General features: G+C 76.1%; 26 protein-coding genes. 5 read left to right on the top strand and 21 right to left on the bottom strand.

From position 1 onward, the window contains the following. Nucleotides 1-89 precede the first annotated feature (89 nt). The 4 genes from E9549_RS17385 to E9549_RS17370 form a co-directional block, all read right to left on the bottom strand. The gene (locus E9549_RS17385) at nt 90-254 is read right to left on the bottom strand and encodes a hypothetical protein (protein WP_236827848.1); all 165 of its coding nucleotides are present in this window, start codon (nt 252-254) and stop codon (nt 90-92) included. 80 nt (nt 255-334) lie between these two features. Further along, on the bottom strand, nt 335-574 hold the full coding sequence (locus tag E9549_RS17380) for a WhiB family transcriptional regulator (protein WP_374201433.1): 240 nt from the start codon (nt 572-574) through the stop codon (nt 335-337). A gap of 248 nt (nt 575-822) precedes the next feature. Continuing rightward, the gene (locus E9549_RS17375) at nt 823-1,125 is read right to left on the bottom strand and encodes a hypothetical protein (RefSeq protein WP_236827847.1); all 303 of its coding nucleotides are present in this window, start codon (nt 1,123-1,125) and stop codon (nt 823-825) included. 197 nt (nt 1,126-1,322) lie between these two features. Beyond that, on the bottom strand, nt 1,323-3,317 hold the full coding sequence (locus E9549_RS17370; RefSeq protein WP_236827846.1) for an ATP-dependent helicase: 1,995 nt from the start codon (nt 3,315-3,317) through the stop codon (nt 1,323-1,325). Nucleotides 3,318-3,504: 187 nt separating this feature from the next. Between E9549_RS17370 and E9549_RS17365 the strand changes: the two genes are divergently transcribed. The 3 genes from E9549_RS17365 to E9549_RS17355 all read left to right on the top strand — a co-directional run bounded on the left by E9549_RS17365 (nt 3,505) and on the right by E9549_RS17355 (nt 5,051). Next, nucleotides 3,505-3,771 carry a mycoredoxin gene (locus E9549_RS17365; RefSeq protein WP_236827845.1) on the top strand — a complete coding sequence of 89 codons (267 nt, stop codon included), beginning with the start codon at nt 3,505-3,507 and terminating at the stop codon, nt 3,769-3,771. Between the two features lie 72 nt (nt 3,772-3,843). Continuing rightward, nucleotides 3,844-4,404, top strand: a complete 561-nt coding sequence (locus tag E9549_RS17360) for an ANTAR domain-containing protein (protein WP_236827844.1) — start codon at nt 3,844-3,846, stop codon at nt 4,402-4,404. A gap of 95 nt (nt 4,405-4,499) precedes the next feature. Continuing rightward, a complete protein-coding gene (locus E9549_RS17355) occupies nt 4,500-5,051 on the top strand; it encodes a uridine kinase (protein ID WP_236827843.1) in 552 nt (183 codons plus the stop codon). Between the two features lie 37 nt (nt 5,052-5,088). On the opposite strand, the gene nudC is transcribed toward E9549_RS17355, so the two are convergent. The 4 genes from nudC to E9549_RS17335 all read right to left on the bottom strand — a co-directional run bounded on the left by nudC (nt 5,089) and on the right by E9549_RS17335 (nt 9,764). Beyond that, nucleotides 5,089-5,988: an NAD(+) diphosphatase gene (nudC, locus tag E9549_RS17350; RefSeq protein WP_236827842.1), complete on the bottom strand. Its 900-nt coding sequence runs from the start codon at nt 5,986-5,988 to the stop codon at nt 5,089-5,091. Continuing rightward, nucleotides 5,985-7,337: a pitrilysin family protein gene (locus E9549_RS17345; RefSeq protein ID WP_236827841.1), complete on the bottom strand. Its 1,353-nt coding sequence runs from the start codon at nt 7,335-7,337 to the stop codon at nt 5,985-5,987. The genes nudC and E9549_RS17345 overlap by 4 nt, the downstream gene beginning before the upstream one ends. After that, the gene (locus E9549_RS17340) at nt 7,334-8,644 is read right to left on the bottom strand and encodes a pitrilysin family protein (RefSeq protein WP_236827840.1); all 1,311 of its coding nucleotides are present in this window, start codon (nt 8,642-8,644) and stop codon (nt 7,334-7,336) included. Before E9549_RS17340 ends, E9549_RS17345 begins: the two co-directional genes overlap by 4 nt. Nucleotides 8,645-8,879: 235 nt before the next feature. Further along, entirely contained in the window at nt 8,880-9,764 is an 885-nt protein-coding gene (locus tag E9549_RS17335; protein ID WP_236827839.1) for a DUF2510 domain-containing protein, read from the bottom strand. A gap of 63 nt (nt 9,765-9,827) precedes the next feature. On the opposite strand from E9549_RS17335, the gene E9549_RS17330 reads away from it, so the two are divergent. Beyond that, complete coding sequence (locus E9549_RS17330; RefSeq protein WP_236827838.1) at nt 9,828-10,595, top strand: putative protein N(5)-glutamine methyltransferase; 768 nt, start codon at nt 9,828-9,830, stop codon at nt 10,593-10,595. On the opposite strand, the gene E9549_RS17325 is transcribed toward E9549_RS17330, so the two are convergent. From E9549_RS17325 to E9549_RS17315, 3 genes are read right to left on the bottom strand one after another with little or no spacing between them, the layout of a single operon-like run. After that, complete coding sequence (locus E9549_RS17325; protein WP_236827837.1) at nt 10,592-12,004, bottom strand: dipeptidase; 1,413 nt, start codon at nt 12,002-12,004, stop codon at nt 10,592-10,594. The two genes, E9549_RS17330 and E9549_RS17325, sit on opposite strands and share 4 nt — an antisense overlap. Then, nucleotides 11,985-12,515 carry a hypothetical protein gene (locus E9549_RS17320; protein ID WP_236827836.1) on the bottom strand — a complete coding sequence of 177 codons (531 nt, stop codon included), beginning with the start codon at nt 12,513-12,515 and terminating at the stop codon, nt 11,985-11,987. The genes E9549_RS17325 and E9549_RS17320 overlap by 20 nt, the downstream gene beginning before the upstream one ends. After that, complete coding sequence (locus E9549_RS17315) at nt 12,512-13,477, bottom strand: metallophosphoesterase (protein ID WP_236827835.1); 966 nt, start codon at nt 13,475-13,477, stop codon at nt 12,512-12,514. Before E9549_RS17315 ends, E9549_RS17320 begins: the two co-directional genes overlap by 4 nt. A 78-nt stretch (nt 13,478-13,555) precedes the next feature. Here E9549_RS17315 and E9549_RS17310 point away from each other — a divergent pair, with 78 nt between their 5' ends. Beyond that, entirely contained in the window at nt 13,556-14,407 is an 852-nt protein-coding gene (locus E9549_RS17310; protein WP_236827834.1) for an alpha/beta fold hydrolase, read from the top strand. Nucleotides 14,408-14,501: 94 nt separating this feature from the next. Here E9549_RS17310 and E9549_RS17305 read toward each other — a convergent pair whose 3' ends face one another. The 10 genes from E9549_RS17305 to E9549_RS17260 form a co-directional block, all read right to left on the bottom strand. Next, entirely contained in the window at nt 14,502-14,885 is a 384-nt protein-coding gene (locus E9549_RS17305; protein WP_236827833.1) for a VOC family protein, read from the bottom strand. Nucleotides 14,886-14,980: 95 nt separating this feature from the next. Beyond that, nucleotides 14,981-15,298 (bottom strand): hypothetical protein, encoded by a 318-nt coding sequence (locus E9549_RS17300; protein ID WP_236827832.1) that lies wholly within the window; start codon nt 15,296-15,298, stop codon nt 14,981-14,983. A 200-nt stretch (nt 15,299-15,498) separates the two neighbouring features. Further along, the gene (locus tag E9549_RS17295; protein ID WP_236827831.1) at nt 15,499-18,831 is read right to left on the bottom strand and encodes an ATP-dependent DNA helicase; all 3,333 of its coding nucleotides are present in this window, start codon (nt 18,829-18,831) and stop codon (nt 15,499-15,501) included. Further along, a complete protein-coding gene (locus E9549_RS17290) occupies nt 18,828-22,010 on the bottom strand; it encodes an ATP-dependent DNA helicase (protein ID WP_236827830.1) in 3,183 nt (1,060 codons plus the stop codon). Before E9549_RS17290 ends, E9549_RS17295 begins: the two co-directional genes overlap by 4 nt. Nucleotides 22,011-22,067: 57 nt before the next feature. Beyond that, nucleotides 22,068-22,229, bottom strand: coding sequence for a hypothetical protein (locus E9549_RS17285; protein WP_170852150.1), 162 nt, complete (start codon nt 22,227-22,229; stop codon nt 22,068-22,070). Nucleotides 22,230-22,265: 36 nt separating this feature from the next. Next, nucleotides 22,266-23,033 (bottom strand): biosynthetic peptidoglycan transglycosylase, encoded by a 768-nt coding sequence (locus E9549_RS17280; protein WP_236827829.1) that lies wholly within the window; start codon nt 23,031-23,033, stop codon nt 22,266-22,268. Between the two features lie 70 nt (nt 23,034-23,103). Continuing rightward, nucleotides 23,104-23,433 (bottom strand): MGMT family protein, encoded by a 330-nt coding sequence (locus tag E9549_RS17275; protein WP_236827828.1) that lies wholly within the window; start codon nt 23,431-23,433, stop codon nt 23,104-23,106. A gap of 83 nt (nt 23,434-23,516) precedes the next feature. Then, a complete protein-coding gene (locus E9549_RS17270) occupies nt 23,517-24,101 on the bottom strand; it encodes a TIGR03086 family metal-binding protein (RefSeq protein WP_236827827.1) in 585 nt (194 codons plus the stop codon). Nucleotides 24,102-24,236: 135 nt separating this feature from the next. Continuing rightward, nucleotides 24,237-25,397 (bottom strand): adenylyltransferase/sulfurtransferase MoeZ, encoded by a 1,161-nt coding sequence (moeZ, locus tag E9549_RS17265; RefSeq protein ID WP_236827826.1) that lies wholly within the window; start codon nt 25,395-25,397, stop codon nt 24,237-24,239. A gap of 116 nt (nt 25,398-25,513) precedes the next feature. Continuing rightward, a partial coding sequence (locus tag E9549_RS17260) for a DUF3152 domain-containing protein (RefSeq protein WP_236827825.1) occupies nt 25,514-26,145 on the bottom strand: 632 nt, incomplete at its 5' end.

Genomic DNA, 26,145 nt, shown 5'->3' with positions numbered 1-26,145 from the left:
CCGCCGGCCCCCTCCCGAGGCTCGCCCCGAGGCGGCCCCCTCCCGAGGCTCGCCCCGAGCGTGCGAGGGGTGCGGAGGACGGGGTCCTTCTAGTAGACGGCGGCGCTGGCGCGCGCGGCCCGGCGGACCGCGCGCTCGGCGCGCCGGGAGGCACGCCGCGCCAGGTACAGACGACGGGCGCGGGACGCGGCCATCGCCTCGGCCTGCAGTTCGCTCATGCGGCTGCGGGCCATGTCGGGCTCGAACATGTACATCGCGGATTCCTTCGGTCGGCTCCCGGTCGGGAGCTCGGAACTGCTGGTCACGTGCTTACGGGCTGGGGATGGCCGCCGGCTCACGCCGCGACGACCTTCCGGGGACGGCCACGTGGCCGCTTGCGGGCGATCACGACGCCCCGGTCGAAGATCTCGCCGCCCCAGACGCCCCACGGCTCGGCCCGGGAGAGCGCGCCGGCCAGGCACGCCTCCCGCACCGGGCAGTCGCCGCAGAAGCTCTTGGCGAGTTCCAGCTGCGACGGGTTCTCGGCGAACCACAGCTCGGGGTCCTCCACCCGGCACGGCAGGGGACGCCGCACCGGTCCAGGGGGCAGGGCCGGGCGTGGCCGTCGGGGGCTGGGCCCACCGGTCCGCGGGAGCCCGGGCCGGCGGTGGGACGTCGGGCGGTCGATCGTCTGCTGCACTGCCGCTCCTCCTCGTACTGGTCGTGTACGGACGGCGGTGGCCCGCCGACCGAAGTCGGGGCCGGGTGCCGCGGAGGGGAGAGCAGAAAGGCCGCGGATCCCGGGGTTCGGGTTCCGCGGCCTCGAGGAGGGCCGGTGAGCGGCTAGCTCAGCGGTCTCCCGGGGGATCGGATCCCGAGGGTGGTGCCGTCGTGCTGGGGCAGGTAGGTGGGCACGAAGGGGCGCTCGACGGTGCGGAGCGACTTCGGGCGCCGGTCGAAGGCGGCGGCGCCGGCGTCCCCACCGAGGACGGCGGTCCACTCACCGCGGCAGGCGGCGGAGGACAGACCCGTGCCCTCGTGCTGAGCGGCGGGACCGGTCATGATCAGGCCACCCGTGCGCGCGTCGACGCCGCCGCGGCCGAGGAGGTCGGCGGAGGCAGCGGTGATCGTGGTGGTGATCGTCATCGGGTACCCCCTCCTTCCTCTCTCGCGGTCCGGCCGGCCGGCCGGGCTCGCCACGGGGGTGCAGCGCGTGTGGAACGGGACACTAGGGGCGCCCCGGATACCGGGTCAATCCAATTAATCGCGGTTCCTCCGCAGGGGGACCCCGGCGGGTCTCGGAACCGCCTGCCGTCGCCGTCGGCGACGGCTCCCTCACCCGTTCAGCCGCTGACGGTGGCCAGCACGTCGGCGCCGTAGAGCTCCAGCTTCCGGGCACCGATGCCGGGCAGCCCGGACAGCTCCCGGAGGCTGGCCGGCCGGCTCTCGGCGATGGCCTGGAGCGTGGCGTCGGAGAAGACGACGTAGGCGGGCACGGACGCGTCCTGCGCGGTCTGGCTGCGCCAGGCGCGGAGCCGCTCGAACAGCTCCCCCGCCTCGCCCTCCAGGACCACCTTCGCCCGCTTGGCCGGACGGCGCGGGGGCGGCGCCGTCGGCCCGGAGCCCGGCGCCAGCCCGTCGAGGAAGCGGCTGCGCGGACGGGCGCGCCGACCACCCGGGTTGCGCGCCAGCGACCACGAGAGGGTCAGCTGCTCCCGGGCCCGGGTGACCGCCACGTACAGCAGCCGGCGCTCCTCCTCGACCGCCTCCGGGCGGCTGAGGGACTGGGCGATCGGCAGCACGCCGTCGACCAGCCCGACGACGAACACGACGTCCCACTCCAGCCCCTTGGCCGCGTGCATCGACGCCAGGGTGACGCCCTGGACGGTGGGCGCGTGCTGCGCGTCGGCCCGCTCGGCGAGGTGGGTGACGAACCCGGCGAGGTCCAGGGCGGGGTTCTCGGCCACCAGGTCGACGGCGAGGTCGACCAGCGCGGCGAGCGACTGCCAGCGGTCCCGCGCCGCACCCCCGGCCGGCGGGCGGTGCTCCACCCAGCCGGTCGACGCCAGGACGTCGCGGACGGCGGGCACGAGCATGCCCGGATCGTTGCCCCCGGCGGCCGCCCCGCGGAGCAGCAGCACCGCCTCGCGCACCTCGGGCCGCTCGAAGAACCGCTCGCCGCCCTTGAGCACGTAGGGCACCCCGGCGTCGGCCAGCGCGGACTCGTACACCTGCGACTGCGCGTTGATCCGGAACAGCACGGCGATCTCGGCGGCGGGCGTGCCCTCGTCGATCAGGGCCTTGCAGCGGGCCGCGACCGCCGCGGCCTCCGCCGGCTCGTCGGGGTGCTCCACGAACCGCGGCTCGGGGCCCTGCGGGCGCTGGCCCAGCAGGCGGAGCCCCGGCAGGCCCTTGCGCGGCGGCGCCTGGCCGATCAGCCGGTTGGCCAGCCCCACCACCTGCGGCGTGGAGCGGTAGTCGCGCTCCAGCTTGACCACGGCCGCGTCGGCGTAGCGGTCGGCGAAGCCCAGCAGGTAGTCGGGGTCGGCGCCGGTGAAGGAGTAGATCGTCTGGTTGGGGTCGCCGACGACGCAGACCTCCGCGCGCCCGCCCAGCCAGGCGTCGAGGAGCCGCTGCTGCAGCGGGTTGACGTCCTGGTACTCGTCGACGACGAAGTGCCGGTACTGCGCCCGCACCTGCCGGGCGACGTCCGGGTGCTCCTCGAGCGCGTACGCGGTGACCAGCAGCAGGTCCTCGAAGTCCAGGGCGCCGTCGCGCTGCTTGGCCTGCTCGTAGCTGGCGTATACGGCGGCGACCGCGGCCGGCTCGAACGGGACCTCGCGGCCGGCGGCCTTCGCGCGGGCCGGGTAGTCCTCGGGCGTGGCCAGCGTGGTCTTGGCCCACTCGATCTCGCTGGCGAGGTCGCGCAGGCTGGTGCGGTCGGTGGTCAGCCGGTTCCGCGTGGCGGCGGAGGCGACCACCCGCAGCTTGTTCTCGATCAGCCCCGGCATCGGGCCGCCCAGCACCCGGGGGGCGAAGTAGCGCAGCTGGCGCATGGCGGCGGCGTGGAAGGTGCGCGCCTGCACCCCGCCGACGTCGAGCGCGGCCAGGCGGGCGCGCAGCTCGCCGGCCGCCCGGGCGGTGAACGTCACCGCCAGCACCTGCTCGGGGACGTAGGTGCCGGTGTGCACGCCGTAGGCGATCCGGTGGGTGATCGTGCGCGTCTTCCCGGTGCCGGCACCGGCCAGGATGCAGACCGGGCCAGACACCGCCCGGGCGGCCGCGCGCTGCTCGTCGTCGAGCCCGTCGAGCACGGCCTCCGCGTCCGCGTGCGCCATCGCCGGCGTCCCTCCCCGTTCCTCGTCCCGGACCTCCGCGGAGCCCTCGGCTCCGCGGACGATCCTCCCAGCCGGCACCGTCGGACGGCGGGAAGCATCCCCAGGGGCGCCACGTTGGCATGCAGGCAGCACGCCACCCCGTCCCGGGGCTGGACCGACCAGGCACGAACAGGGAGACTCCCCCGCGATGACCACGACCCCCGGCGCCGCCGTCACCATGTACACCACCACGTGGTGCGGGTACTGCGTGCGGCTGAAGAAGCTCATGCAGCGCGAGGGCATCGCGTTCGCCGAGGTCGACATCGAGACCGACGCGCAGGCGGCGGACCTGGTCATGCAGGCCAACGGGGGCAACCGCACCGTCCCCACGCTGGTCTTCCCCGACGGCACCGCGCTGACCAACCCCAGCATCGACGCGGTGAAGGCCCAGCTGGCACACATCCCGGAGGCGTGAGCACCCGTGGTCCCCGGTCCCAGGCCCTCCGACGGGCGCGTGTCCCCCGATGCGCCGTGCCGTACCGAGATCGTGGCCTGCCCGGGGGCCGGGGAACCGCCTCGGGTCGCGCTGACCCGGGCCGCGCGCGGCTGGGTGGTCGTCCCCCTTCCCGGCGGCCCGGCCGGCGGTGACGCCGTCGAGGACGTCGTCGAGGGCATGACCCTGGCCGACCTCCTGGCCGACGAGCTGGGCGGGCTGCCGGAGCCGGACCGGTCCGCGCGGCGCTCCGCACGCGGCCCGGGGGCCGCTCCCGGCGAGACGGACCCGGTGGACGCCCGCATCGCCGCGCTGGAGCGCACCGTGGCGCAGCTGGAGCACGCCCTGGCCGCCCGGGTCTCGACCGAGCGGGCGATCGGGGTGCTCGCCGAGCGGCAGGGCACGAGCCCGCGGGCGGCGTTCGAGGGGTTGCGCCGCGAGGCGCGCACGCAGGGCCGGCCCGTGGTGGAGCTGGCCCGCGAGGTGCTCGGGAGCCTGGCGTCCGACGTGGTGGCGCCCACCTCCGCTCCCGCCCCGGCACCGGCGGCACCGCCGGCACCGCGGCCCGAGCCCGTGCCGAGCGGCGCCGTCGCCACCGCGGACGGCCGCTCCTGACCCGTCCGGAACCGCTCACCCCCGGCGCCCTCGCCGACCGCCTGGCCGCGCTGCTGGCCGACGTCCCGCCGGAGCCCGGCGCCACCGCACTGCGGGTGGCCGTCGACGGCCCCGGTGCGGCGGACCCCGGAGCGCTCGCGGGGGAGGTCGCCGACCGGCTGCCGATGCTGGGGCGTGCCGCCGTCGTCGTCCCCGCCGAAGGCTTCTACCGGCCGGCGTCGCTGCGGCTCGAGCACGGCCGCACCGATCCCGACGCCCGCTACACCGACTGGCTGGACACCGGCGCGCTCGCCCGCGAGGTCCTCGGGCCGGTCGGTCCGGGTGGCTCCGGGGAGTACCTCCCGGCGCTGTGGGACCTGGCGCGGGACCGGTCGGCCCGGCTCCCCCGCCGTCCGGCAGCGGCCGGTGGGGTGCTCCTCGTGCCCGGCTCGCTGCTGCAGGGGGTCGGGCTGGCGTTCGACGTCGTCGTGCACCTGCGGATGGCCCCGGCCGCGCGGGCACGGCGCACGCCGCCGGAGCAGGCCTGGGAGCTGCCGGCCTTCGACCGCTACGACGACGAGGTGGACCCGGTGGCGCTCGCCGACGCGGTCGTGCTGGCCGACCACCCCGACCGCCCCGCGCTGGTGCTCCAGGGCCGGTTCGGGTGACGTGCTGGAACGGCGAGCTGCAGGAGCCCGCGCCCGTTCAGCCGAGCTCGCCGCTCAACCAGCGGTCGAGGATGTGCCGGGCGATCGAGATCGACGGCGGCACCGCCAGCTGCCCGTCGCGGCTGCGCAGCTCCTCGCGGGTGAACCAGCGCGCCTCCTCGATCTCGTGCGGGTCCAGGCGCAGCGGCCGGTCGCCGTCGGCCCGGGCGACGAACCCGAGCATGAGCGACTGCGGGAAGGGCCACGGCTGGCTGGCGACGTAGCGGACGTCGGTGACGCGCAGCCCGACCTCCTCCTCGACCTCCCGGGCCACCGCCGCCTCCGCGGACTCCCCCGGCTCGACGAAGCCGGCCAGGATGGAGAACCGCCCGGGCGGCCACGTCGCCTGGCGGCCCAGCACCACCCGGTCGCCGCCGTCGTGGACCAGCATGATCACCGCTGGGTCGACGCGCGGGAAGAACTCGGTGCCGGTGCTGGGGTCGCGCTGCGACCAGCCGGCCCGCTCGACCGTCGTCGCCACCCCGGTGAGCGGGCTGAACCGGTTCCGCTCGTGCCACTCGAGGATCCCGACGGCCTGCGCCAGCAGGCCGGCGTCCAGGTCGCCCAGGGCCGCGCCGACCTCGCGCAGCCCGGCCCAGTGGTCGACCGGACGGCCGTTGACGGTGAGCGACCGCTCCCCGCGCACCGCCGCGTACGGCACCCCGCCGGCCTCCCCGAGGAACACCGCGCCCGCGGGCAGGGCCGGGCGCTCGTCCCACACCAGGCGGGGTCCCGCAGGCCCCTCCTTCACCGGCACGGCGCGGGTGGCGTCGACCGTGAGCACCCGCACCGGGCGGCCGCCGGTGGGGTCGGTCAGCGTCCGGGCGAGGTGGGCCCGGTCGTGCCCCGAGCGGGACAGCAGCGGGCCGCCGTCGCCGGGGCCGGGGCCGGCGGTCACTCCTGCCCGCCGCCCCCGGTGACGGTGACCGGCGCCAGGGTGCCGAGCTCGGCGGCCACCCGGTCGGCGTCGCCCACGACCACGGCGGTGAGGCCTTCCGGCGCCAGGTAGCGGGCGGCGGCGGCCTGCACCTGCTCCACGGTGACCTCGGTGAGATCGCGCTGGTGGGTGCTCAGCCAGTCGGCCGGCAGGCCCACGCCGAGCAGCGCCGACAGCGTGCTGGCCAGGCCGGCGTGGGTGGAGGTGCTCAGCGCCATGCTGCCGAGGACGTACCGGCGCGCCGCGTCCAGCTCGGCCTCGGTGACCGGGGTCAGCGCCATGCGGCCGAGCTCGTAGAGCGTCTCCAGCAGCGCCGGGCCGGTGACCTCGGTGGCGACGTCGGCCTCGACGAGGAAGGACGACGCCGCGCGCTGGTGGTCGATCGCGCTGCGCGGGCTGTAGCTGTAACCGCGGCGCTCGCGGATGTTCTCGACCAGCCGCGAGGAGAAGTACCCGCCGTAGACCATCGCGGCGAGCCGCGTCGCCGGGAGGTCGGGATCGGTCCGGGCGGGCGCCGGGCCACCGAGGCGCAGGTTCGACTGCACCGCACCGGGCCGGTGCACCAGCTCGATGCCCTGCGCCGGCTGCTCGGTCACCGGCGGGGCCTGCACCGCCGTCCCGCTGCCGCTCCAGACCTCGAGCGCGGCGGCGGCGGTCCCGGTCGCCGCCGCGGGGTCCAGGTCACCGACGAGCACGAGGATGCTGCCGGCGGGGAGCACCCGTTCCCGGTGCAGCCGGCGCAGCGCCGGGGCGCGCACGGCGGCCACGAGATCGGCGTCGGGCAGCTGGATGGCGTACGGGTGGGCGCCGTACCGGCGGGCGGCCAGCGCCGAGCGGGCGATCGTGCCCGGTTGCGTGCGGGCGATCGCGATCCGCTCGGCGAGCCGGTCGCGCTCGCCGTCGACGCGGCCGGCCGGGTAGCTGGCGCCGGTCAGCAGCTCGGCGAGGAGCTCCAGCACCGGGGCGAGCCCGCCGGGGAGCAGCGTGGTGCCGAAGACCAGCCGGTCGGCGTCGGTGCTCACCGAGAGCTCGGCGCCGTGGCTCTGCAGCAGCTGGGCGACCTGCGCCTGGTCGTGCTGCTGCGTGCCCAGCAGCACCGCACCGGAGAGGACGGCGCCGCGCGCCGCGTGCACGCCCGCGTTGCGGGCGCTCGCCGCCGCGAACGGCACCCGCAGGCGCAGCTCGACGAGGGGCACTCCGGGGCGCGGCACCACGACCACGCGCAGCCCGTTGGGCAGCGTGGTCTCCACGGCCTCCGGCGCGGGCTGGGGCCGCGGCTCGCCCAGCGGCGGGATCAGGGCGGCGGTCATCGGGCACCTCCTGCCGGTCGCAGCTCCAGCACCGCGGCGGTGCCCGGATCCAGCCCCCGGGCGGCGGCCTGCACCGCCTCCGGGGTCACCGCGGCCAGCCGGGCGGCCAGCTCGCCGGCGAGCTCGGCCCGCCCGTGGACCAGCTCCGCCGCCGCGAAGGCCAGCGTGCGGCCCAGCACGGAGTCGGCCTGCTGCAGCAGCTGGGCCTCGATGCGCGCCTGGACGCGGCGGAGCTCGTCGGTGCCGACGCCGTCGGTCGCGATGCGGCCCACCTCCTCGTGCACGGCCGCCATGACGCGCTCGGCCGGGACCGCGGCCGGGTGGTGCACCTGGGTGGTGAGCAGGGTGGCGTCGCGGACGTCGAAGGGGTCGCCGAACAGGCCCACGTAGCTGCTCTGGGCGATGGCGATGCGGTCGCCGTGGACCAGCCGGCTCTCCAGGCGGGAGGCGTCGCCCTCGCTGAGCAGCTCGGCCAGCAGCACGCTGCCCAGGTAGGTGTCGAAGTCACCGACCGGGTCGGGCACGCGCCAGCCGAGGGCGAGCGCGGGCGCGGTGGCCAGCGGGTCCTCGACCACGGCGGAGCGGACGGTGGTGGGCGAGGGCTCGCCCGTGTACGGCAGCGGCGGCACGTGGCGGCCGGGGATCGGGCCGAACCACCGGCGGACCAGCTCCTCGGTCGCGCCGACGTCGAGGTCGCCGCCGATGCACAGCACCGCGTTGCCCGGCGCGTAGTACTTGTCGAAGAAGTCGGTCGCGTCGGCGACCGTCGAGGACTCGAGGTCGACGAAGGACCCGTAGCCGTCGTGGGTGTTGGCGAAGGAGTCGAACGCGACCTGCGGCAGCTGCAGCCAGGGGAAGGCGCCGTAGGGGCGGTTGAGCACGTTGACCCGGATCTCCTCCTTCACCACGTCGATCTGGTTGCGGAGGTTCTCCTCGGTGATCGCCGGCGCCGCCATGCGGTCGGCCTCGAGGAAGAGGGCGCGCTCCAGCGCCTCGGCGGGCAGCGCCTGGAAGTAGTTCGTGTAGTCCTGGTGCGTGGAGCCGTTGAAGGTGCCGCCCGCGGCCTGGACCAGCCGGGCGTGCTCCATCTTCGCGACGTTCGCCGACCCCTGGAACATCATGTGCTCGAAGAGGTGCGCGAAGCCGGTGCGCCCCTCGGGTTCGTTGCGCATCCCGACGTCGTAGTAGACGCTCACCGCCACCACCGGCACGCTGCGGTCGGGGGCGAGGACCACCCGCAGGCCGTTGTCCAGCGTGAACCGTTCGATCGGGTGCCGCAGGGTCAGTTCGGTACCAGCTGCAGTCACGCGCCCGACACTACGACGACGTCGTCCCCGGGGTGGCACTGCGGCCGGTCGCCGTCCCCACCCCTGGGGAACCTCTGCGGCCGCGTCCCTCCTCGGAACCCGCGCTCGCCGGTGGCCCGCACGGTCTCCCGGAGGGTGGAGAGCAGGGTCCTGGCTCACCTGGTGGGGTCCCAGCTCACTGTCAACGCTGAGCCAGGACCCGGAACGATCAGGTCACCTGATCAACACGGAGGTGTCACAGCACGTCGACGTCGGCGACGACCCGGTCGATGACGCCGTAGAGCTCGGCGTGGGTGTTGGGGATCGAGACGTAGAGCAGCGCCGGGGCCGGGCGACCGACGTCGATGAGCAGCAGCGCCGCCCGCTCGCCGGAGGCGTCGTAGCCCTCGACGTCCCAGGTGAGCTGGAACTCCAGCAGGTGGGCGGGGCGCCCGTCGACGGTGCGGGGCTCGTCCCGGCGGACCTCGATCGTGTTGGGCCTCGGGTAGTAGTTGGCCCGGACGCTGGCGGCCAGCGTCGTCACCGTGCTCTGCAGCGTCGACGGGCCGCCCCACCCGTACCCCTCGGCGACCGGTCCGGAGGTGCACTGGGAGATGAAGATGCCGCCGTCGGGGGTGGCCTCCTGGGTGGTGAAGTACTGCCCGGCGGTCGCGGTCGTCTCCAGCTGCCGGCCCAGGTCGAACTCCGACCACCCCTCCCCCAGGTACGGGTAGGAGATGCCGGCGACCTCGTCGACGATCCGCACCGTGCCCGGCGGGAAGGGGTCCCCGGGAGCCGGGACCGGTGCGATGTCGGGGTCGGGGGCGGTGGCGTCCGCGCCGTCCCCGCCCGCTCCCGTGCCCAGCACCGCGACGACGGCGGCGACGAGGAGCACCAGCACCGCGCCGGCGGCCAGCCACGACCGGGCGCGGGGGCGCCGGCCGGCGGGCGCCGGCGGGACCTCCGGCACGGCCGGCTCGTGCACGGCGGTGCGGGCGGCCACCCGGTGGACCTGCACGCCCGGGCCCGCGGGCATCATGACGTCGGACCACGCGGTGCCGCTCCACCAGCGCACCACGCCGGGGGTGCCGGCCGGGTCGGGGTACCAGCCCGGCGCCGCGTCCTGGCCCGCTCCGGTCACGGCCCCAGCGTAGGGCGTGGGCCGCGGCGTCCCCGGAACCCGCGCCCGTCGAAGGAGACCGCCGTGCACTCCCCCGACAGCGGCCTCGTGCGCCGGCTGCGCGACGCCGGCTGCGTCTTCGCCGAGGAGGAGGCCGCCCTGCTGACGGCGGAGGCGCGTGACGCCGGCGAGCTGGCCCGGCTGGCCGAGCGGCGGCTGGCCGGCGCACCGCTGGAGCAGGTGCTGGGCTGGGCGGCGTTCGGCGGGCTGCGGATCACCGTCGCGCCCGGCGTCTTCGTGCCGCGCCGCCGCACCGAGCTGCTGGTGGCCGAGGCGGTGGCGCTCGCCCGCCCGGGCGCCGTCGTCGTCGACCTCTGCTGCGGCACGGGGGCGGTGGCCGCGGCGACGGCCGCCGCCGTCCCGGGCCTCGACCTGCACGCCGCCGACGTCGACCCCGCGGCCGTGGCCTGCGCCCGGCTGAACCTCCCGGGCACGCCCGTGCACGAGGGAGACCTGTTCCGCGCCCTGCCACCGGGGCTGCGCGGCCGGGTCGACGTCCTCACCGCCAACGTGCCCTACGTGCCGACGGCGGCGGTCGCCCTGCTGCCCCCCGAGGCGCGGCAGCACGAGCCGCGGACGGCGCTCGACGGCGGCGGGGACGGTCTCGCACTCGCCCGCCGGGTCGCCGCGGGGGCTCCGGAGTGGCTCGCGCCGGGCGGTGCGCTGCTGTTCGAGTGCAGCGAGGGGCAGCTGCCCGCCGCGCTCGCCCTGGTCACCGCCGCCGGGCTGGTGGCCCGGCCGGTCACCGACGACGACCACGGCGCCACGGTCGTCGTCGGTGCGCGTCGCTAGCCTGCGCGGCGGGCGGCCAGCTCCCGCCACAGGTGGGCGGCGGCCTCGGCCCCGCGGTAGAGCATCGGCAGCAGCACCCGCTCGTTCGGGGAGTGGATCCGGTCGGTCGGCAGGCCGGCGCCGAGGAACAGCAGCGGGGCGCCGAGGGCCTCGACGATCGCCGCCTCCGGGCCGCTGCCGCCCTCGCGGGTGAAGAGGACGTCGGCCGGGTCGGTGTCGAAGGCCTGGCCGATGGCGGCGAGCAGCGCGTCCATGTGCGGGGAGTCCAGGTCGCTGGCGCACGGCGCGACCCCGCCGGGCGGGGTGTGCACCTCCGCCTCGATGCCCGCGGGCACGGTGGCCTCGACCCAGGCCCGCAGCATCGGGCCGATGTCCTCCGGCCGCTGGTCGGAGACCAGGCGGAAGGTGACCTTGGCGTGCGCCTCGGCCGGGATGATCGTCTTGTGGCCGGGGCCGGTGTAGCCGCCCCACATGCCGTTCACCTCGGCGGTCGGCCGGGCGCCGGTGCGCTCCAGGGTGGTGAAGCCGGCCTCGCCGTAGGTGGCCCGCGAGGCGGCGGGGCCGGCGAGCCACGCCTGCTCGTCGAACGGCACCCGGCTCATCAGCTCGCGCTCGCGGTCGCTGAGCGGGCGCACCCGGTCGTAGAAGCCCGGGATGGTCACCCGGCCCTGCTCGTCGTGCAGCTCCGCGAGCAGCTCCGCCATCGCGTGCAGCGGGTTGGGGACGGCGCCGCCGAAGGAGCCGGAGTGCAGGTCGACGGCCGGGCCGCGCAGCGTGATCTCGGCGTCGGCCAGACCGCGCATCGCCGTCACCGCGCTGGGGACGTCGGGTGCGGCCATGCCGGTGTCGCTGACGACGACGACGTCGCAGGCGAGCCGGTCGGCGTTGTCGCGGAGCAGGCCCTCGAAGTGCGGCGACCCCGACTCCTCCTCGCCCTCGATCAGCAGCTTGACCGTGACGGCGGGGGTGTCACGGCCGGTGGCGGCCAGGTGCGCCCGGATGCCGAGCAGGTGGAAGGCGACGTTGCCCTTGTCGTCGATGGCCCCGCGGGCGTGCAGTTCCGGGCCGTCGGGGCCCTCCACCCGGGTGGGCTCGAACGGCGGGTGCTCCCACAGCTCCAGCGGGTCCACCGGCTGCACGTCGTGGTGGCCGTAGACGAGGGCGACCGGGGCGCCGGCGTCGGCGCTGGGCCACTCCGCGAAGACGGCGGGGGCGCCGGGGGTCTGCCAGATCTCCACGGTCGGGAAGCCGACGCGGCGCAGTGCGTCGGCCAGCCAGGTGGCGCTGGCCGCGACGTCGCGGGCGTGCGCGGGGTCGGCCGAGATCGACGGGATGCGCAGCCAGGCGTCGAGGTCGGTGTGCAGGTCGTCGAGGTGGTCGAGGACGAAGTCACGTTCGGCGCTGGTCACGGTCCCCGACGGTAGCCGCGCCGTCCGGCGGCCCCGCCTGCGCCCGCCGCTCGGGGCCGACCAGCCAGCGGAACACCCCGCGCTCGACCGCCTCGGCGGCCATGATCGCGACCAGCTGCACCCCGCCCCAGAGCGCCAGCAACGTCAGCTCCTGGCCGGCCAGCGGGGCCTGCAGCGAGCCGAGCTCGTGCAGCACCACGGCCAGCAGCACCGAGGAGAGCAGCGCGAGCGCCACCAGCGCGTGCACGGCGGCGATCCAGGCGTTGGCCCGTGACCTGGTCTCGGTCGACTGCCGGCGCAGCCGGCGGAAGCAGACGACGCCGTAGCCGAGGCCCAGCACCGCGCTGACCGCCAGCAGGTCCAGCGCCTGCCACGTCGGCGCGACCCCGCCGCCCGTCGCGGTCGAGTCGATGATCAGCGCGGGCGCCACCACGACGGCGAGCGCGGTCAGCCCGTAGAGCGCCGCGGCGCCTTCCCGGACCGCCCGCACCGGCCGGAACCGCGTGCTCACCGGCCCTCGCGCGCCCGGAGCGTGAACCGGTCGACCAGCCCGCCGTCGGGTCGGATGCATCGGGCGGTCAGGCGGTCGCCGTCGACCTCGACGTGCAGGTACTGCAGCACCGACGCCGCGGCGGCGGTGATCCGGCGGGGGCGCACCGGGGTGAGCTTGGCCCCGCCGCCGCTGACGACGTAGGTGATGCCGTCGAGCGGGACGGTCCGCTCGTAGTTGTGGTCGTGGCCGGCCAGCACGAGGTCGACGGCGTGCCGCTCGAGCACCGGGACCAGCTTCTCCTCCGCGCCGGGGGTGTCACCGTGCCGACCCGAGGAGTACGGCGGGTGGTGGAGGCAGACGACCTTCCACTGGCTCGCCGAGGTCGCGAGCGCGTCGTCGAGCCAGTCGATCTGGTCGGTGGCCCCGGGGCCGAACAGGCCGGGCGTGCTGGAGTCGAGGTAGAAGAAGTCGACCGGCCCGTGGGTGCTGCGGTAGTAGCGGGCCGGCGTGCCCAGCAGCCGCAGCTCGGTCTCGATCTCCTCGAGCCGGGCGTCGCTGAAGTGCACGTCGCCGTCGTGGTTGCCGATGGCCAGCTCGACGTCGACCCCGGCGTCGACCAGCGGGCCGTAGGGGCGCAGGAAGACGTCCTCGAAGCGGTCCTCGATGCGGCCGTAGTAGCAGATGTCGCCGAGGTGGGCGACCAGGCCGTACGGATCGGCCTCGTAGCCCTGGGCCATCCGGGTGGCCACCGCGATCGCCTGCCGGCCGCCGGTCCCGGTGTCCCCCACCGCCGCGAACGTCAGCCGGTCGGGCGAGGTCGTCCAGGCCTGCCGGGGCAGGACGAGCTCGGGCGTGCGGCCGGGGACGAGGTCCTCCCGGCTGAGCAGCGGCCACACCTGGTCGGCGAGGACTCCCCCGGTGAGGGCCGCTCCACCGACCCCGGCGGCGGCCGCGAGGAACTGCCGTCTGGTGAGCGACATGAAGGGTTCAACGCACCGTCGTCGCCGGGGCGTTCCCGGGGGGCGCGGCGGCCGCGCGCGACCGTTAGCGTCCAGGGCATGCCCGGAGAGCTGCTGCGGACCGATGTCGGCGACCTGACCTTCGACGTGCGCGTCGACGGACCCGAGGACGGCCGGCCCGTGCTCCTGCTGCACGGGTTCCCCGAGACCTCGGCGTCGTGGGCGGCGGTGACGCCGCTGCTCACCCAGGCCGGGCTGCGCACCTACGCACCCGACCAGCTGGGCTACTCGCCCGGCGCCCGCCCGTCCGAGGTCGAGGCGTACGCGATGCAGAACCTCGCCCAGGTCACCGCCGACCTCATGACGGCGCTGGAGGTCCCGGTCGCCGACGTCGTCGGCCACGACTGGGGTGCCAACGTCGCCTGGACCCTCGGCGCCTGGCACCCCGACCGGGTCCGGTCGCTCACCGCGGTCTCGGTGCCGCACCCGGCCGCCTACACCGCGGCCTTCCGCATCGACCCGGAGCAGAAGGAGCGCTCGTCCTACATCCGGCTGTTCTGGCAGCCCGGCAAGGCCGAGGAGGTGCTGCTCGCCGACGACGCGCGGCGGCTGCGCCGGATGCTGCTGGGTGCCGACGGCGACACCGGCGTCTCCCCCGAGGCGGTCGACGAGTACGTGGCCGTGCTCTCGGCGCCGGGGGCGCTCACCGCGGCCCTGAACTGGTACCGGGCGATGAGCTCGGACATCCGCGTCGACAAGGTCGAGGTGCCGACGACCTACGTGTGGAGCGACGGCGACGTCGCGATCGGCCGGACGGCGGCGGAGGCCTGCGCCGAGTTCGTGACCGGCGACTACCGCTTCGTGGAGCTGCCCGGCGTGACGCACTGGATCCCCGAGCAGGCCCCGGAGGAGCTGGCCCGCGCGATCCTGGACCGCGTCGCCTCGACCTGACGCCCGGCCGGCTCGCCGCCGGCCCCGCGGCGGTGCGCGGAACGTGCAGACGGCGGGCTGCGGCGTTCCCGCGGGAACGCCGCGCGACGAGGACTCAGCGCTGGTCGCGGCGCAGGGGATGCTGGTCGGGGACCTCGACCAGGACGATCCGCACGCCGTCGGGGTCCTCGATCCACATCTCGACCAGCCCCCACGGTTCGAGTCGGGGCGGCCGCGCCACGGTCACGCCGGCCGCCGTGAGACGACGGTGCTCGGCAGCGACGTCCCGGACCTGCACCCACAGGGCCAGGCCGGCCGGGCGTACCTCCGACCGGCCGGAGACCTCGAGCAGCCCGTTCCCCAGGAAGAACACCACCCCGGGGTGCTCCGGCGGCCCGAACTCGCGGTGCACCGCCAGCCCGAGGACGTCGCGGTAGAACGACTGGGACCGCCGGGCGTCCGACGGTCGGAGCAGGATGCGGCTGCTCAGGACGTCCACGGTGCCATCCTCCCCCCGCCGCACCGACCCCGTCGCGCCGGCCGTGGGTGCGCAGGCACCGGGACCTCGACCGGGTGGTCGCGAGCTGCGCGTCGTCAGCGGGCGAGGAAGACGTCGTGCTCCGCGCACCCGGCCGGGACGGTCACGCCCGCGACGTCGAAGGACCCGGGCGGCTCGTCCTGGGAGGAGTGCTCGAGGACGAAGCCGCCTGCGACCTCCACCTCGTCGCCGAGGTCGTAGGTGCCGTAGCCGGGGACATCGACCGTGATCGGGTCCTCATCGACCACCTCGGTGCCGTGGGGCCAGACGATGACGGAACCCCCGGCACCGAGGCATCCCCCCACGACCTCCAACCGGCCGCCACCGAGCGCGTCCATGCCGGAGCCCGTCTGCTCGGAGACCAGGACGGTCACGCCGCCTGCCGAGATCGCCTCACCGCCACCGCACGCAGCGAGGAGCGGCACGACGCTCGATGCGACGACGATCCGTGCGGCACGACGCCGGGACCGGTTCACCGCACCTCCTCGGGCGCTCGTCGTGGCAGGCCCCCGCTCCAGGACGTCCGGGAGACGGCCGGCGTCCACCCGCTCAGGATGCTCCCTCGGGGAGTCGGTCAGCCCGTCCCGGTGACCAGCGCCAGGAGGCCTGCCTCGTCGAGCAGGTCGACCGGGCGCAGCGTCTCCTTCGCGGCGACGTGGTGGAACCCGGCGCTGACCCGCTCGACCGGCACCCCGGTCAACCGCGACCACCCCAGCCGGTAGGCGGCCAGCTGCACGCCCACGGCGGCGAGCTCCGCCCCGGTCGGCGGCGGCCCGGTCTTCCAGTCGATGACCTCGTAGCCGCCGTCCTCGCGCTGGAAGACCGCGTCGATCCGGCCACGCAGCGTGATCGGCCCCAGCGGCGTCTCGAACGGCACCTCGACCTCGACCGGCTGCCGGTCGGCCCACTCGCCGGCCAGGAAGGCCTCGCGCAGCTCCTCCAGCGCATCGTCGGGGGCGGACAGCTCGTCGCCGGAGCCGGGCAGCTCGTCGAGGTCGACCAGCCGCGCGGCACCGAACCGCTCCTCCAGCCACGCGTGGAAGGCCGTGCCCCGGCGGGCCTGCGGCGCCGGCGCGGCCGGCATCGGTCGGCGGAGCCGCCGGGCGAGCTCGGCCGGGTCGCGGCGCAGGGTGACCAGCGCGGACACCGAGAGGTGCGAGGGCAGCGGGACGTCGACGGTCGGGCTCTCCTGGCGCGCTCGCTCGCGCAGCAGCAGGTCGGCGTCGCGCACCCACTGCTCCACCAGCTCGTCGTCCCCGCCGAGGGTGCGCTCAGGGTCCAGCGGGTGCGGCGCCGCCCCCTCCACCAGCTGCGCGGCGGCGGTGAGCGCCCGACGCCGCGGCTCCGACAGCGGGTCGGCCGGCCACACGCCGACCGGCCACTCCTCCAGCGCCGGGTTGGTCGCGCCGTCCTCGGGCGCGGGCGCCCAGTGCACGATCGCACCGGCGCCGGCCTCGCACGCCTCCTTGGCGGTGGTGAGCAGCGACGAGGGCCCGCAGGGCTTCACGCCGTCGCGCCACCAGCTGCCCGAGCACAGCAGCAGCCTCTTGGCGCGGGTGACGGCGACGTAACCGAGCCGGATCTCCTCGTCCCGGCCGAAGTCCTTCCAGTCCTGGACGTAGTCCTCGAGGGCGTCCCGCACCGCCGCCTGGTCACCGGAGCCGGGCACCGGCAGCCGCAGCCGCGGGAGCTCCTCCCGGTCGGTGAGCCGCAGGTCGACCGGGACCGCGCCCGGGTCCTTGATCCAGGAGTCGCTGGCGTTGGTGCGGGCGGGGAACTGGTCGGCGGTCATCCCGGGCACCGCGACGACGTCCCACTCCAGCCCCTTGGCCGAGTGCCCGGTGAGCAGCTGCACCGCCTCCGGGTTGACCGCCACCTCGCCGGGCTCCAGGCCGCGCTCGCGCTCCTCGGCGTCGCGCAGGTAGCCCAGGAACGCCGGCAGCGACGGCAGCTCGGCCAGCTCGGTGAACTCGGCGGCGACGCCGTGCAGCGCGTCGAGGTGGGTGCGTGCGCCGGCCGGGCTGACCCCTGGCGCACTGGCCAGCTCGGTCTCCAGCCCCAGCGTGCGGGCCACCTCGTCGACCAGGTCGGGCAGCGACTCCCCGATCCGGCCGCGCAGGTGGGCGAGCTCGGCCCCGAACCGGCGCAGCCTCCGGTAGCCGGCGGGCGAGTACTGCTGCGCGTCGCCGAGGTCGTCGAGCGCCTCGACGATGCTGCCGCGCTCCTGCGGCGCCTCCACCGCGCGCGCCTCCTCGCCCTCGGCCTCGGTGGGGCGGACCGGCCGGCGCGAGTGCACCAGCGCGCGGGCGCGGGCCTCGAGCGCGGCCAGGTCGCGCGGGCCGATCCGCCAGCGGGCGCCGGTGAGCAGCCGGCCCATCGCGTCACCGGCGGTCGGGTCGACCAGGACGGTGAGGGTGGCGACGACGTCGGAGACCTCGGGCACCTCCAGCAGGCCACCGAGCCCCACGACCTCCACCGGCAGCCCGCGCTCGCGCAGGGCCCCGGCGATGCCGGGCAGCTGCTTGCGGGTGCGCACCAGCACCGCCATCGAGGGCGGCCGGCCGTCGGGCTTCCGCTGGACGGCGGGGTCGGTGCCGTTCCAGCAGGCCGCCAGCCGGTCGGCCAGGGCGGCGGTCTCCTCGGCGACCGTCTCGTACAGCCCGACGGTGACCGAACCGCGGCCGGCCGTCGGCGCCGGGGCCAGGTCGGGCAGCGGCTGGGCCGGCGCGGGCAGCATCGCCGAGACGGCGTTGGCCACCGCCAGCACCGCCTCGTCGTTGCGCCAGCTGGTGGCCAGCGTGAGCCGCTGCGCCGTGCGGCCGGGGCGCCCGGGGAAGGTCCGGTCGAAGCGCTCGATCGTGCCCGCCGAGGCCCCGCGCCACCCGTAGATGGACTGGCGCGGGTCGCCGACGGCGAGCACCGGGTGGCCGCTCGCGCCGCCGAAGAGCGCTTCCAGCATGCGCAGCTGCCCGACGCTGGTGTCCTGGTACTCGTCGAGCAGCACCACCTTCCAGCGCGCCCGCTCCCGGCGGCCGACCTCGGGTGCGGCGACGGCGATGCGCGCGGCGTGCGCGACCTGGTCGGCGTAGTCGATGGAGCCCAGGGCCCGCTTGCGCGCCTCGAACGCCTCGACCAGCGGCAGCAGCGCCACCCGCGCCTTCTGCCGGGCCAGCATCTCGGTGACGGCGGCGTAGGGGCCCTTCTTCCTCGGTGCGTCCGCGTAGCCGGCGACCTGCGCCTCCAGCCGCGCGGTCCAGGTGCGCAGGGCTGCGGCGCTCACGTCGTGCTCGCCCATCTCGGCCGCGAGCGCCAGCACGTCCTCGACGGTGGTCAGCAGGGTGAGCGGCACGTCGGCCATGTCGCCGGTCCAGGCGGCGACCACCGTCGCGGCCTGCCCCCAGCACATGGCGGGGCCGAGCACCCCGGCGCCGGGCTCCACGCCGATGCGCAGCCCGTGCTCGGCGACCAGCGCGGCGGCGTAGCCGTGGTAGGTCGAGACGGTGGGCTGGGCGATGGCGAGCCGCTCGCGCAGGTCCTCCTCGGTCTCCGGGTGGCGGGCCAGCGCGCCCAGCCGCAGCCGGATGCGCTCGTTGAGCTCGCTGGCGGCCTTGCGGGTGAACGTCAGACCGAGGATCGCCTCGGGCTCGACGATCCGGTTGGCCACCAGGTAGGAGACCCGGGCGGCCATGGTCTCGGTCTTGCCCGAGCCGGCGCCGGCGACGACGACCAGCGGCCGGTCCGCGGGTGCGGAGACGACACCGGCCTGCTCGTCGGAGGGCGCGTAGGAGAGGCCGCAGCGTTCCGCCACCTCGGCGGGCGTGAGCAGCCGTCGGGGCGCGGCCTCCGGCGGCGCCGCCTCGGCCAGCAGCTCGTCGAACGAGAGCTGCCCGTCGTCGCGCGGGGTCATCCGGTCACCTGCCGGCCGGGCTCCTGCAGCGGGCAGCTGCGCCGCGCCGGGCAGCGCGAGCAGTGCGTGCCGGTGCGCACCTCGAACGTCCCCGCGCCCATGCCGGCGCCCACCTCCGCGACGAGCTCCCCGGCCCACGTGCCCTCCAGCGGCACGTCGGCGGGCAGCGGCTCCTGGTGCTGCTCCTTGGCCTTGGCGCCGGTGCCCACCTGGAGCAGGGCCGCGCCGCCGGGGGCGGTGCCGTGCTGCTCGAACGCACCCGCCGCGACCGCCACCTGGTAGGCCGCGAGCTGCCCGTGCTCCTCGGTGTTCTTCACCGCCGTCTTACCGGTCTTGAGGTCGACGACGACCAGCCGCCCCTCCGCGTCCCGCTCCAGCCGGTCGACCTGGCCGCGGATGCGCGCCCGCCCCACGACGACGTCGAAGTCGACCTCGGCGCCGACAAGCTCCCGCGGGTTGGCCGCGTGCCAGCGCAGGAAGCGGTCGAGCATGTCGTGGGCGTGCACCCGTTGCCGCTGGTCGGCCCAGCCGGGGCCCAGGTCCAGCTGGTCGAGCTCGGCGTCCAGCACCGGGCGCGCGTCGCTCGCGGGCAACCCCTCAGCCACCTGCTGGGCGACCGCGTGCACCGCCGAGCCCACGGTGCGGGTGGCGTCCGGCGAGGCCTCCGCGCCGACCGCGCCGAGCACCCACCGCAGCGGGCAGCGCTGGAAGGTCTCGATCGCCGACGGGCGCACCCGCACCGGCAGCTCCTCGTCGACCAGCGGGGCGTCGTCCGACAGGGGCGCCAGCCCCCACCAGCGGGTGGGCGCCGCGCCGGGCACGCCCTCGTCGGCCAGCCGGCGCAGCAGCGCCGCCGCGGCAGACCGCCGGGCCGGCGGGGTCTGCGGGTCGGTGACGGCCCGGCGGAGCTCCGCGACGAGTGCGGGGAGGGTGAGCGCGCGGGGCAGCTCGGTGAGCGGCCGGCCGTCGGGCGGCCGCGGGGACACCAGGTCGAGGAAGCGGGAGGCGGTCGCGCCGGCGTCGGCGCCGTCGAGGGCGCCCTCCACGGCGGTGACCACCAGCCGCCGGCGGGCCCGGGTGCACGCCACGTAGAACAGCCGCCGCTCCTCGGCCAGCGCCAGGGTGCGGCGGTCGGTCCGCGCCCCGTCGATGCCGGCCGCCTTCTCGACGAGCACCTCGGCACCGAGCAGCGAGGCGCGCTCGCGCAGGTCGGGCCACACGCCCTCCTGCACCCCGGCCACGCACACCAGGTCCCACTCCAGCCCCTTGGCGGCGTGCGCGGTGAGCAGCCGGACGGTCTCGCCGGCGACCGCCCGGGCCGCACCCGTGTCCCCCGGCAGCTCCTGGGCGGAGAGGTGCTCGACGAAGGCCCGGACGTCGGCCGACGGCAGGCGGTCGACGAAGCCGGCTGCGGCGTCGAAGAGCGCGACCACCGCGTCGAGGTCGCGGTCGGCGACCGCACCGGAGGGACCCCCGGCGGCGCTGGCCCGGGCCCACCGCGTGGCCAGACCGCTGCGCTGCCACATCGCCCACAGCACGTCCTCGGCGGTGCCGTCGCCGGCGAGCGCGAACCGCCCGGCGTCCAGCACCCCGGCCACCCGGGCCGCGGGGCGGGCGACGTGCTCGGGCAGGGCCTCCAGCAGGGCCGGGTCGGTGAGCGCCGCGGCCAGCGGGGCGCCGCGCTCGGCGGCGTCGACCCCGTGCCGGGCCAGTGCCGTGCGGACGGCGCGGCGGAGCCGCCGGAGGTCGAGCACGGTCGCCCCGCCCAGCGCCGAGGTGAGCAGCGCCTCGGCGCCCGGCTCGTCCAGGCCGGCGGGCTCCCCGCCGGGGCCGGGCAGCAGCGCGGAGAGCCCGTGCAGGAACGGCGCGACGGCGGGCTGGGCGGCCAGCGGCAGCTCGTCGGTGGAGACGGCGACCGGCACCCCGGCCGAGGCCAGGGCGCGCCGGAGCGGGCCGAGGACCGTCGCCGTGCGCACGACCACGGCCATGCCCGACCAGGGCACACCGTCGAGCAGGTGGGCCCGGCGCAGCACGTCGGCGACGTAGGCGGCCTCGACCGCGGCCGAGCCGAAGACGTGCACCTCCGCCTCGCCGGGCGGCGTGCCCTCCCCCGCGGCCAGGCGGCGGTGCTCCCACGGGCCGGGCAGGCCCTCGGCCACCTGCCGGCTGATCCGCAGCAGCTCGGCGCCCGAGCGGCGGCACACCCCCAGCGACACCCGCTCGGCGGCCCGGCCACCGGTGTGCCGGAAGCGCTCGGGGAACTCGACGATGCCCCTCGGCTCGGCGCCCCGGAAGGCGTAGATGGACTGGTCGGGATCACCGACGGCCACCAGGTTGCCCCCGCCCCCGGCCAGCAGCTCCAGCAGCTCGACCTGCGCGGGGTCGGTGTCCTGGTACTCGTCGACGAACAGCCAGCGGGCCCGCTCGCGCTCCTGGCGGAGGAGCTCGGTGTCGCCGGTCAGCTCGAGGATCGCCTGCCGGACCAGCTCCGCGGGGTCGTAGCCGGAGGCGTCACCGCGGGAGGCGACCCAGAAGTCGCTGACGTTCTCGTACTGCTGCTGGAAGGCCGCCGCGTGCACCCAGTGCTCGTTGCCGGTCTCGCGGCCCCAGGCGGCCAGCCGCTCGGCGTCCACCCCCCGCTCGGTCGCCCGCAGCAGCAGCTCGCGCAGCTCCGCGCGGAAGCCCTCCGTGCCCAGCGCCGGGGCGAGGTCCTCGGGCCAGCGGACCGTGCCCACCCCCTCGGCATCGCCGCGCAGCAGCTCGGCCACGACGGCGTCCTGCTCGGCGGAGGTGAGCAGCCGGGGCGGCGGGTCGCCCCGCAGCACGGCGGCCCGGCGGAGCACCCCGTAGGCGTAGGAGTGGAAGGTGCGCGCCAGCGGCTCGCGGATGGTGCGGGCCACCCGGGAGGTGATGCGGGTGCGCAGCTCGGCGGCGGCCTTGCGGCTGAAGGTCAGGACGAGGATCTGCTCGGGGTCGACGCCGGCGTCGATGCGCGTGGCGACCGCCTCCACGATCGTCGTCGTCTTGCCCGTACCGGGGCCGGCGAGCACCAGGAGCGGCCCGCCGGGGTGGTCGACGACGGCCTGCTGCGTCGGGTCGAGCACCGGCGCGCTGCTGCGCGGCGGCTCCCCCGGCAGCAGCCGGTAGACCGGACCGCTCTCACCCCCGCGCTGTGCCACCTCTCGATGGAAGCACGGGGGTAGGACGATCCCGGGACGACGGGTGGGACGGGCCCGTCAGGCCAGGGAGTCGAGCAGGGACTGCTCCAGCATCAGGTCGGCCGCGGTGGTCAGCCAGCCGGCCACCAGCAGCAGCGGCCACGCCCGCTCCTCGTCCAGCGACGCGGTCCCTGCGGCCAGCCCGGCCTGGGCCACTGCCCGGCACGCCATGGTGTTCATGCCCTTGTGCTCGGCAGCCGGGGCGCCGAACTGGAGTCAACCGGCTGTGAGATGCCACGGCTCGGCGGCGATCGCGCCGGCGTCGGCTCTGGTGAGGGTGCCCACGTCGACCAGCCGGTCGAGCACGTGGGCCTGCCGCGCAGCCGCGAGCTCGGGGTGGGCCAGCGGGTCGTAGGCGCTGGGTGCCTGCACGAGCCCCACGAGCACGGTCGCCTGCGCCCAGCCCAGCTCGGCGGGGGGCAGCCCGAAGTAGCCCTCGGCCGCTGCCTGCACCCCGTAGAAACCGTGGCCGAAGTAGACGGTGTCCAGGTACATGCGCAGGAGCTGCTCGTCGCCCCACGCGCGGTCGAGCTTGACCGCCAGGACCACGGAGCGGGCCCGGGCGCCGGGGTCGATCGCGCCGTCCTCGTAGAGGACGCGGGCCAGCTGCTGCTGGATCGTCGAGCCGCCGAGGTCGTGGCCGACGACGACCCCGAGCGGCGCCCGGAGCGCCCCGCGCCAGTCGATGCCCGGGTGGGAGCCGAACCGGCTGTCCTCCGTGGCCAGCAGCGCGGCGGCGACCCGCTCCGGCACCTGGCCCGTCGACGGCGTGCCACCGAACGCCGCCAGGCGGGCCGCCACCCGCTGCTCCGCGTCGCCCACGCCGGGCGTGACGGCCCAGCCGACGGCGAACGCCGCGAGCAGCAGGACGAGCAGGCCGCCCAGCGACCGGAGGACGACCCGCCGGAGGCGGGCAGCACGCGACCGCCGGGTCAGGGACGCCGGGGCGGAGGTCGGGGGCTGCTGCTTCGGGTGCGCCGTCACGCCGACCAGCTCACCGTGCGGCGCCGTGCGCGCGCATCGCCCCGCGGGCCGATCCCGTCCCCGGCCGTGGTCATCCCGCAGGTGGACGGCGCCGTGCTGGTGCCGCCCGCTCGGGCCAGCCCACGGCCGCCAGGTCGACCTTGCCGTTCCGTGCGGGCACCCCCTCGGCGGCCAGCAGCTCCAGCTGGCGGGCGCGCACCGGCTCGGCGGCCGTGCCGTCGGCGCGGACGACGCGGTACCAGGGCACCGCCGCGCCGCCCTGCGCCAGCGCCCGGGCCACCCGGCGGGGCCCGACGCCCACCAGCTCGCCGATCGCCCCGTAGCTGCTGACCCGTCCCGGCGGGATGCGCTCGACGACGTCGAACACCGCCTCGTCGACGTCCCTCGGGTCCGGGGTCACCACCCGATCATGGCAAGCGATGGGCCCCGGCAGGCCATCCGCGGCGGCGGGACGTCCGTCCGGGGATCACCGCAGCGGGCGGGTCAACCCCGCCGGCCGAACCGGGCCAGCAGGCGGGTCTGGGGATCGGCCGACGGCGGGACGTCCAGCGGCGGGTCGAACAACCCGGGCACCCCGCCGTCGGGCAGCCGTTCGGCGTACACCAGCGCGGCGGTCACCAGCTCACCGTCCAGCGCGGTGTCCCCGCGGGTGGCGCGGGCGAGGTCCCAGGCGTGCACGGTGAGGTCGGTGGCCATCTCGAAGATGTACTCGCCCGCCGGTGTCGGCCCGCGCGAGAGGTGGACGGTGTGCCGCAGGGCGTCGTCCGCGGCGAAGGCCGCCAGGGCGGCGTCGGCGGCGGACTCCCACCCGAGGAGGGGGTCGTCGCCCAGCAGGTCGTCGGTGCTGTCGGGGAAGCGACCCTCGATCATGTCCACCGGCTCACCGGCCAGCAGCGGGGGCACCCAGAGCGCCTCGTTCACCAGGTGCGCGACGAGGTCGGCGACGGTCCAGCCGGGCAGCGACTCGTCCTCCCACTGCCCCGGCTCGACCGCGTCGACCCGGTCGGTGAACTGGTTCTGGGCCCGCTGGAAGAGCTCCAGGAGCTCCACGTGCGAGAAGTCGGCCATGGCGTCAGTCAACAAGACGAGGGCCCGGCCCGCCTCCCCGTGGAGAAGCGGACCGGGCCCAGGTGACCTGCTGGAACGGCCCCCTCGCAGGGTCCCGGCCCGAGCGGAGCGGGGGTCGGGGGCGAGGGGGGCCTCTCAGTAGGTCGGCAGCGCCTTGTCGATGCGGGTGGCCCACGCCGTCACGCCGCCCTGGACGTGCACGGCGTCCTTGAAGCCCGCGTTCTTGATGGCGGCGAGCGCCTCGGCGGACCGGACACCGGTCTTGCAGTGCAGCACGATCGGCTTGTCCTGCGGCAGGGAGGACAGCGCCCGGCCGGAGAGGATCTCGTCCTTCGGGACGAGCTTCGCGCCGGGGATCGACACGATCTCGTACTCGTTGGGCTCCCGGACGTCGATGAGCTCGAACTCCTTGCCGGCGTCCATCATGTCCTTGAGCTCGTCGACGGTGATCGTCGAGCCGGCGGCAGCCAGCTGGGCCTCCTCGGAGACGACGCCGCAGAACGCCTCGTAGTCGATGAGGCCCGTGATCGGCTCGCCCTCCGGGTCCTTGCGCACCTTGATGGTGCGGAAGGTCATCTCCAGGGCGTCGTAGACCATGAGCCGGCCCAGCAGCGTCTCGCCGACGCCGGTGATCAGCTTGACCGCCTCGGTCGCCTGGATCGCGCCGATGGTCGCGCACAGCACGCCGAGCACGCCGCCCTCGGCGCAGCTGGGCACCATGCCGGGCGGCGGGGGCACCGGGTAGAGGTCGCGGTAGTTGGGCCCGTGCTCGTTCCAGAAGACCGACACCTGGCCGTCGAACCGGTAGATCGAGCCCCACACGTACGGCTTGCCCAGCAGCACGCAGGCGTCGTTGACCAGGTAGCGGGTGGCGAAGTTGTCGGTGCCGTCGACGATCAGGTCGTACTGGCCGAAGATGTCGAGGACGTTGTCGCTGTCCAGCCGCGTCTCGTGCAGGCGGACGTCGATCAGCGGGTTGATCTCCTTGATGGAGTCCCGCGCGCTCTCGGCCTTGGACCGGCCGACGTCGGACTGCCCGTGGATGATCTGGCGCTGCAGGTTGGACTCGTCGACGGTGTCGAACTCGACGATGCCGAGCGTGCCGACCCCGGCCGCGGCCAGGTACATCAGCACGGGCGAACCCAGGCCGCCGGCACCGACGGCCAGCACCTTGGCGTTCTTCAGGCGCTTCTGACCGTCCATCCCGACGTCGGGGATGATCAGGTGGCGGCTGTAGCGGCGGACCTCGTCGATCGACAGGTCGGCGGCCGGCTCCACCAGCGGTGGCAGGGACACGCTTGCTCCTCTTGGTCGCGGACAGCGGCCCGCACGGGGCCGACGTTCGTCCGCATAACAGCGTGGCACGGGCTGCTCTTCCCGCCGTGCGCGGCCGGTCGGCCGGGCAGCCCCCGTCAGGGGTAGGGCCAGGCGTTGCGCACGCAGCCCTGCAGGTCGAGGGTCTGCTGCTGCATCACCGGAGCGGGCTGCCCGGGCCCCGGGCACCGCACGTGGCCGTTGCCGAGCACGTGGCCGACCTCGTGGTTGACCACGTAGCGCCGGTAGGTGGCGATGTCCCCCTCGTAGTGCGGGACGGCGGTCGCCCACCGGGCGAGGTTGATCACGGCCCGGTCGCCGTAGCGGCAGGAGGTGTACCCGCCGGTGCCCACGCCCGGGCAGTAGGTCTCCATGCTGCCGGGGCTGACCAGGCTCACCCGGAAGTCGAACGTCGCGCCGGCGCCCACGCGCTGGAAGGACAGGCGCCCGCCGTTGCCCCAGGACCGGGGGTCGCCGAGCGTCGCCGTCACCGCGTCGGCGAACGCCGCGCCGTCGACGCCGATGCCGTCCTCGATCTCGACGATGAAGCGCTGCAGCGGGCCGGTGCCGATCACCTCGGAGGCGCCGTCGACCAGCGAGAGGCTGCCCGCGCCCTGCTGCACGTACTCCTCCGCGACCGCCTCCGGTGGGGCCGTCTCCGACGGGCCGGCATCGCCCTCGGCCGGGGCCGTCGGCTCGGCCACCGGCGGGGGCGCGGCGGTGGCCGAGC

It is taken from the genome of Blastococcus sp. MG754426 (assembly GCF_021699055.1).
Taxonomy (GTDB): Bacteria; Actinomycetota; Actinomycetes; order Mycobacteriales; family Geodermatophilaceae; genus Blastococcus.
This window is presented reverse-complemented; position numbering and strand designations above follow the sequence as displayed.

Excerpts from the sequence above, each read along its gene's own strand:
- E9549_RS17385 (WP_236827848.1), bottom strand. The coding sequence starts at position 254 with ATGTACATGTTCGAGCCCGACATGGCCCGCAGCCGCATGAGCGAACTG.
- E9549_RS17375 (WP_236827847.1), bottom strand. The coding sequence starts at position 1,125 with ATGACGATCACCACCACGATCACCGCTGCCTCCGCCGACCTCCTCGGC.
- E9549_RS17370 (WP_236827846.1), bottom strand. The coding sequence starts at position 3,317 with ATGGCGCACGCGGACGCGGAGGCCGTGCTCGACGGGCTCGACGACGAG.
- E9549_RS17365 (WP_236827845.1), top strand. The coding sequence starts at position 3,505 with ATGACCACGACCCCCGGCGCCGCCGTCACCATGTACACCACCACGTGG.
- E9549_RS17345 (WP_236827841.1), bottom strand. The coding sequence starts at position 7,337 with ATGACCGCCGCCCTGATCCCGCCGCTGGGCGAGCCGCGGCCCCAGCCC.
- E9549_RS17315 (WP_236827835.1), bottom strand. The coding sequence starts at position 13,477 with ATGTCGCTCACCAGACGGCAGTTCCTCGCGGCCGCCGCCGGGGTCGGT.
- E9549_RS17310 (WP_236827834.1), top strand. The coding sequence starts at position 13,556 with ATGCCCGGAGAGCTGCTGCGGACCGATGTCGGCGACCTGACCTTCGAC.
- E9549_RS17295 (WP_236827831.1), bottom strand. The coding sequence starts at position 18,831 with ATGACCCCGCGCGACGACGGGCAGCTCTCGTTCGACGAGCTGCTGGCC.
- E9549_RS17285 (WP_170852150.1), bottom strand. The coding sequence starts at position 22,229 with ATGAACACCATGGCGTGCCGGGCAGTGGCCCAGGCCGGGCTGGCCGCA.
- E9549_RS17270 (WP_236827827.1), bottom strand. The coding sequence starts at position 24,101 with ATGGCCGACTTCTCGCACGTGGAGCTCCTGGAGCTCTTCCAGCGGGCC.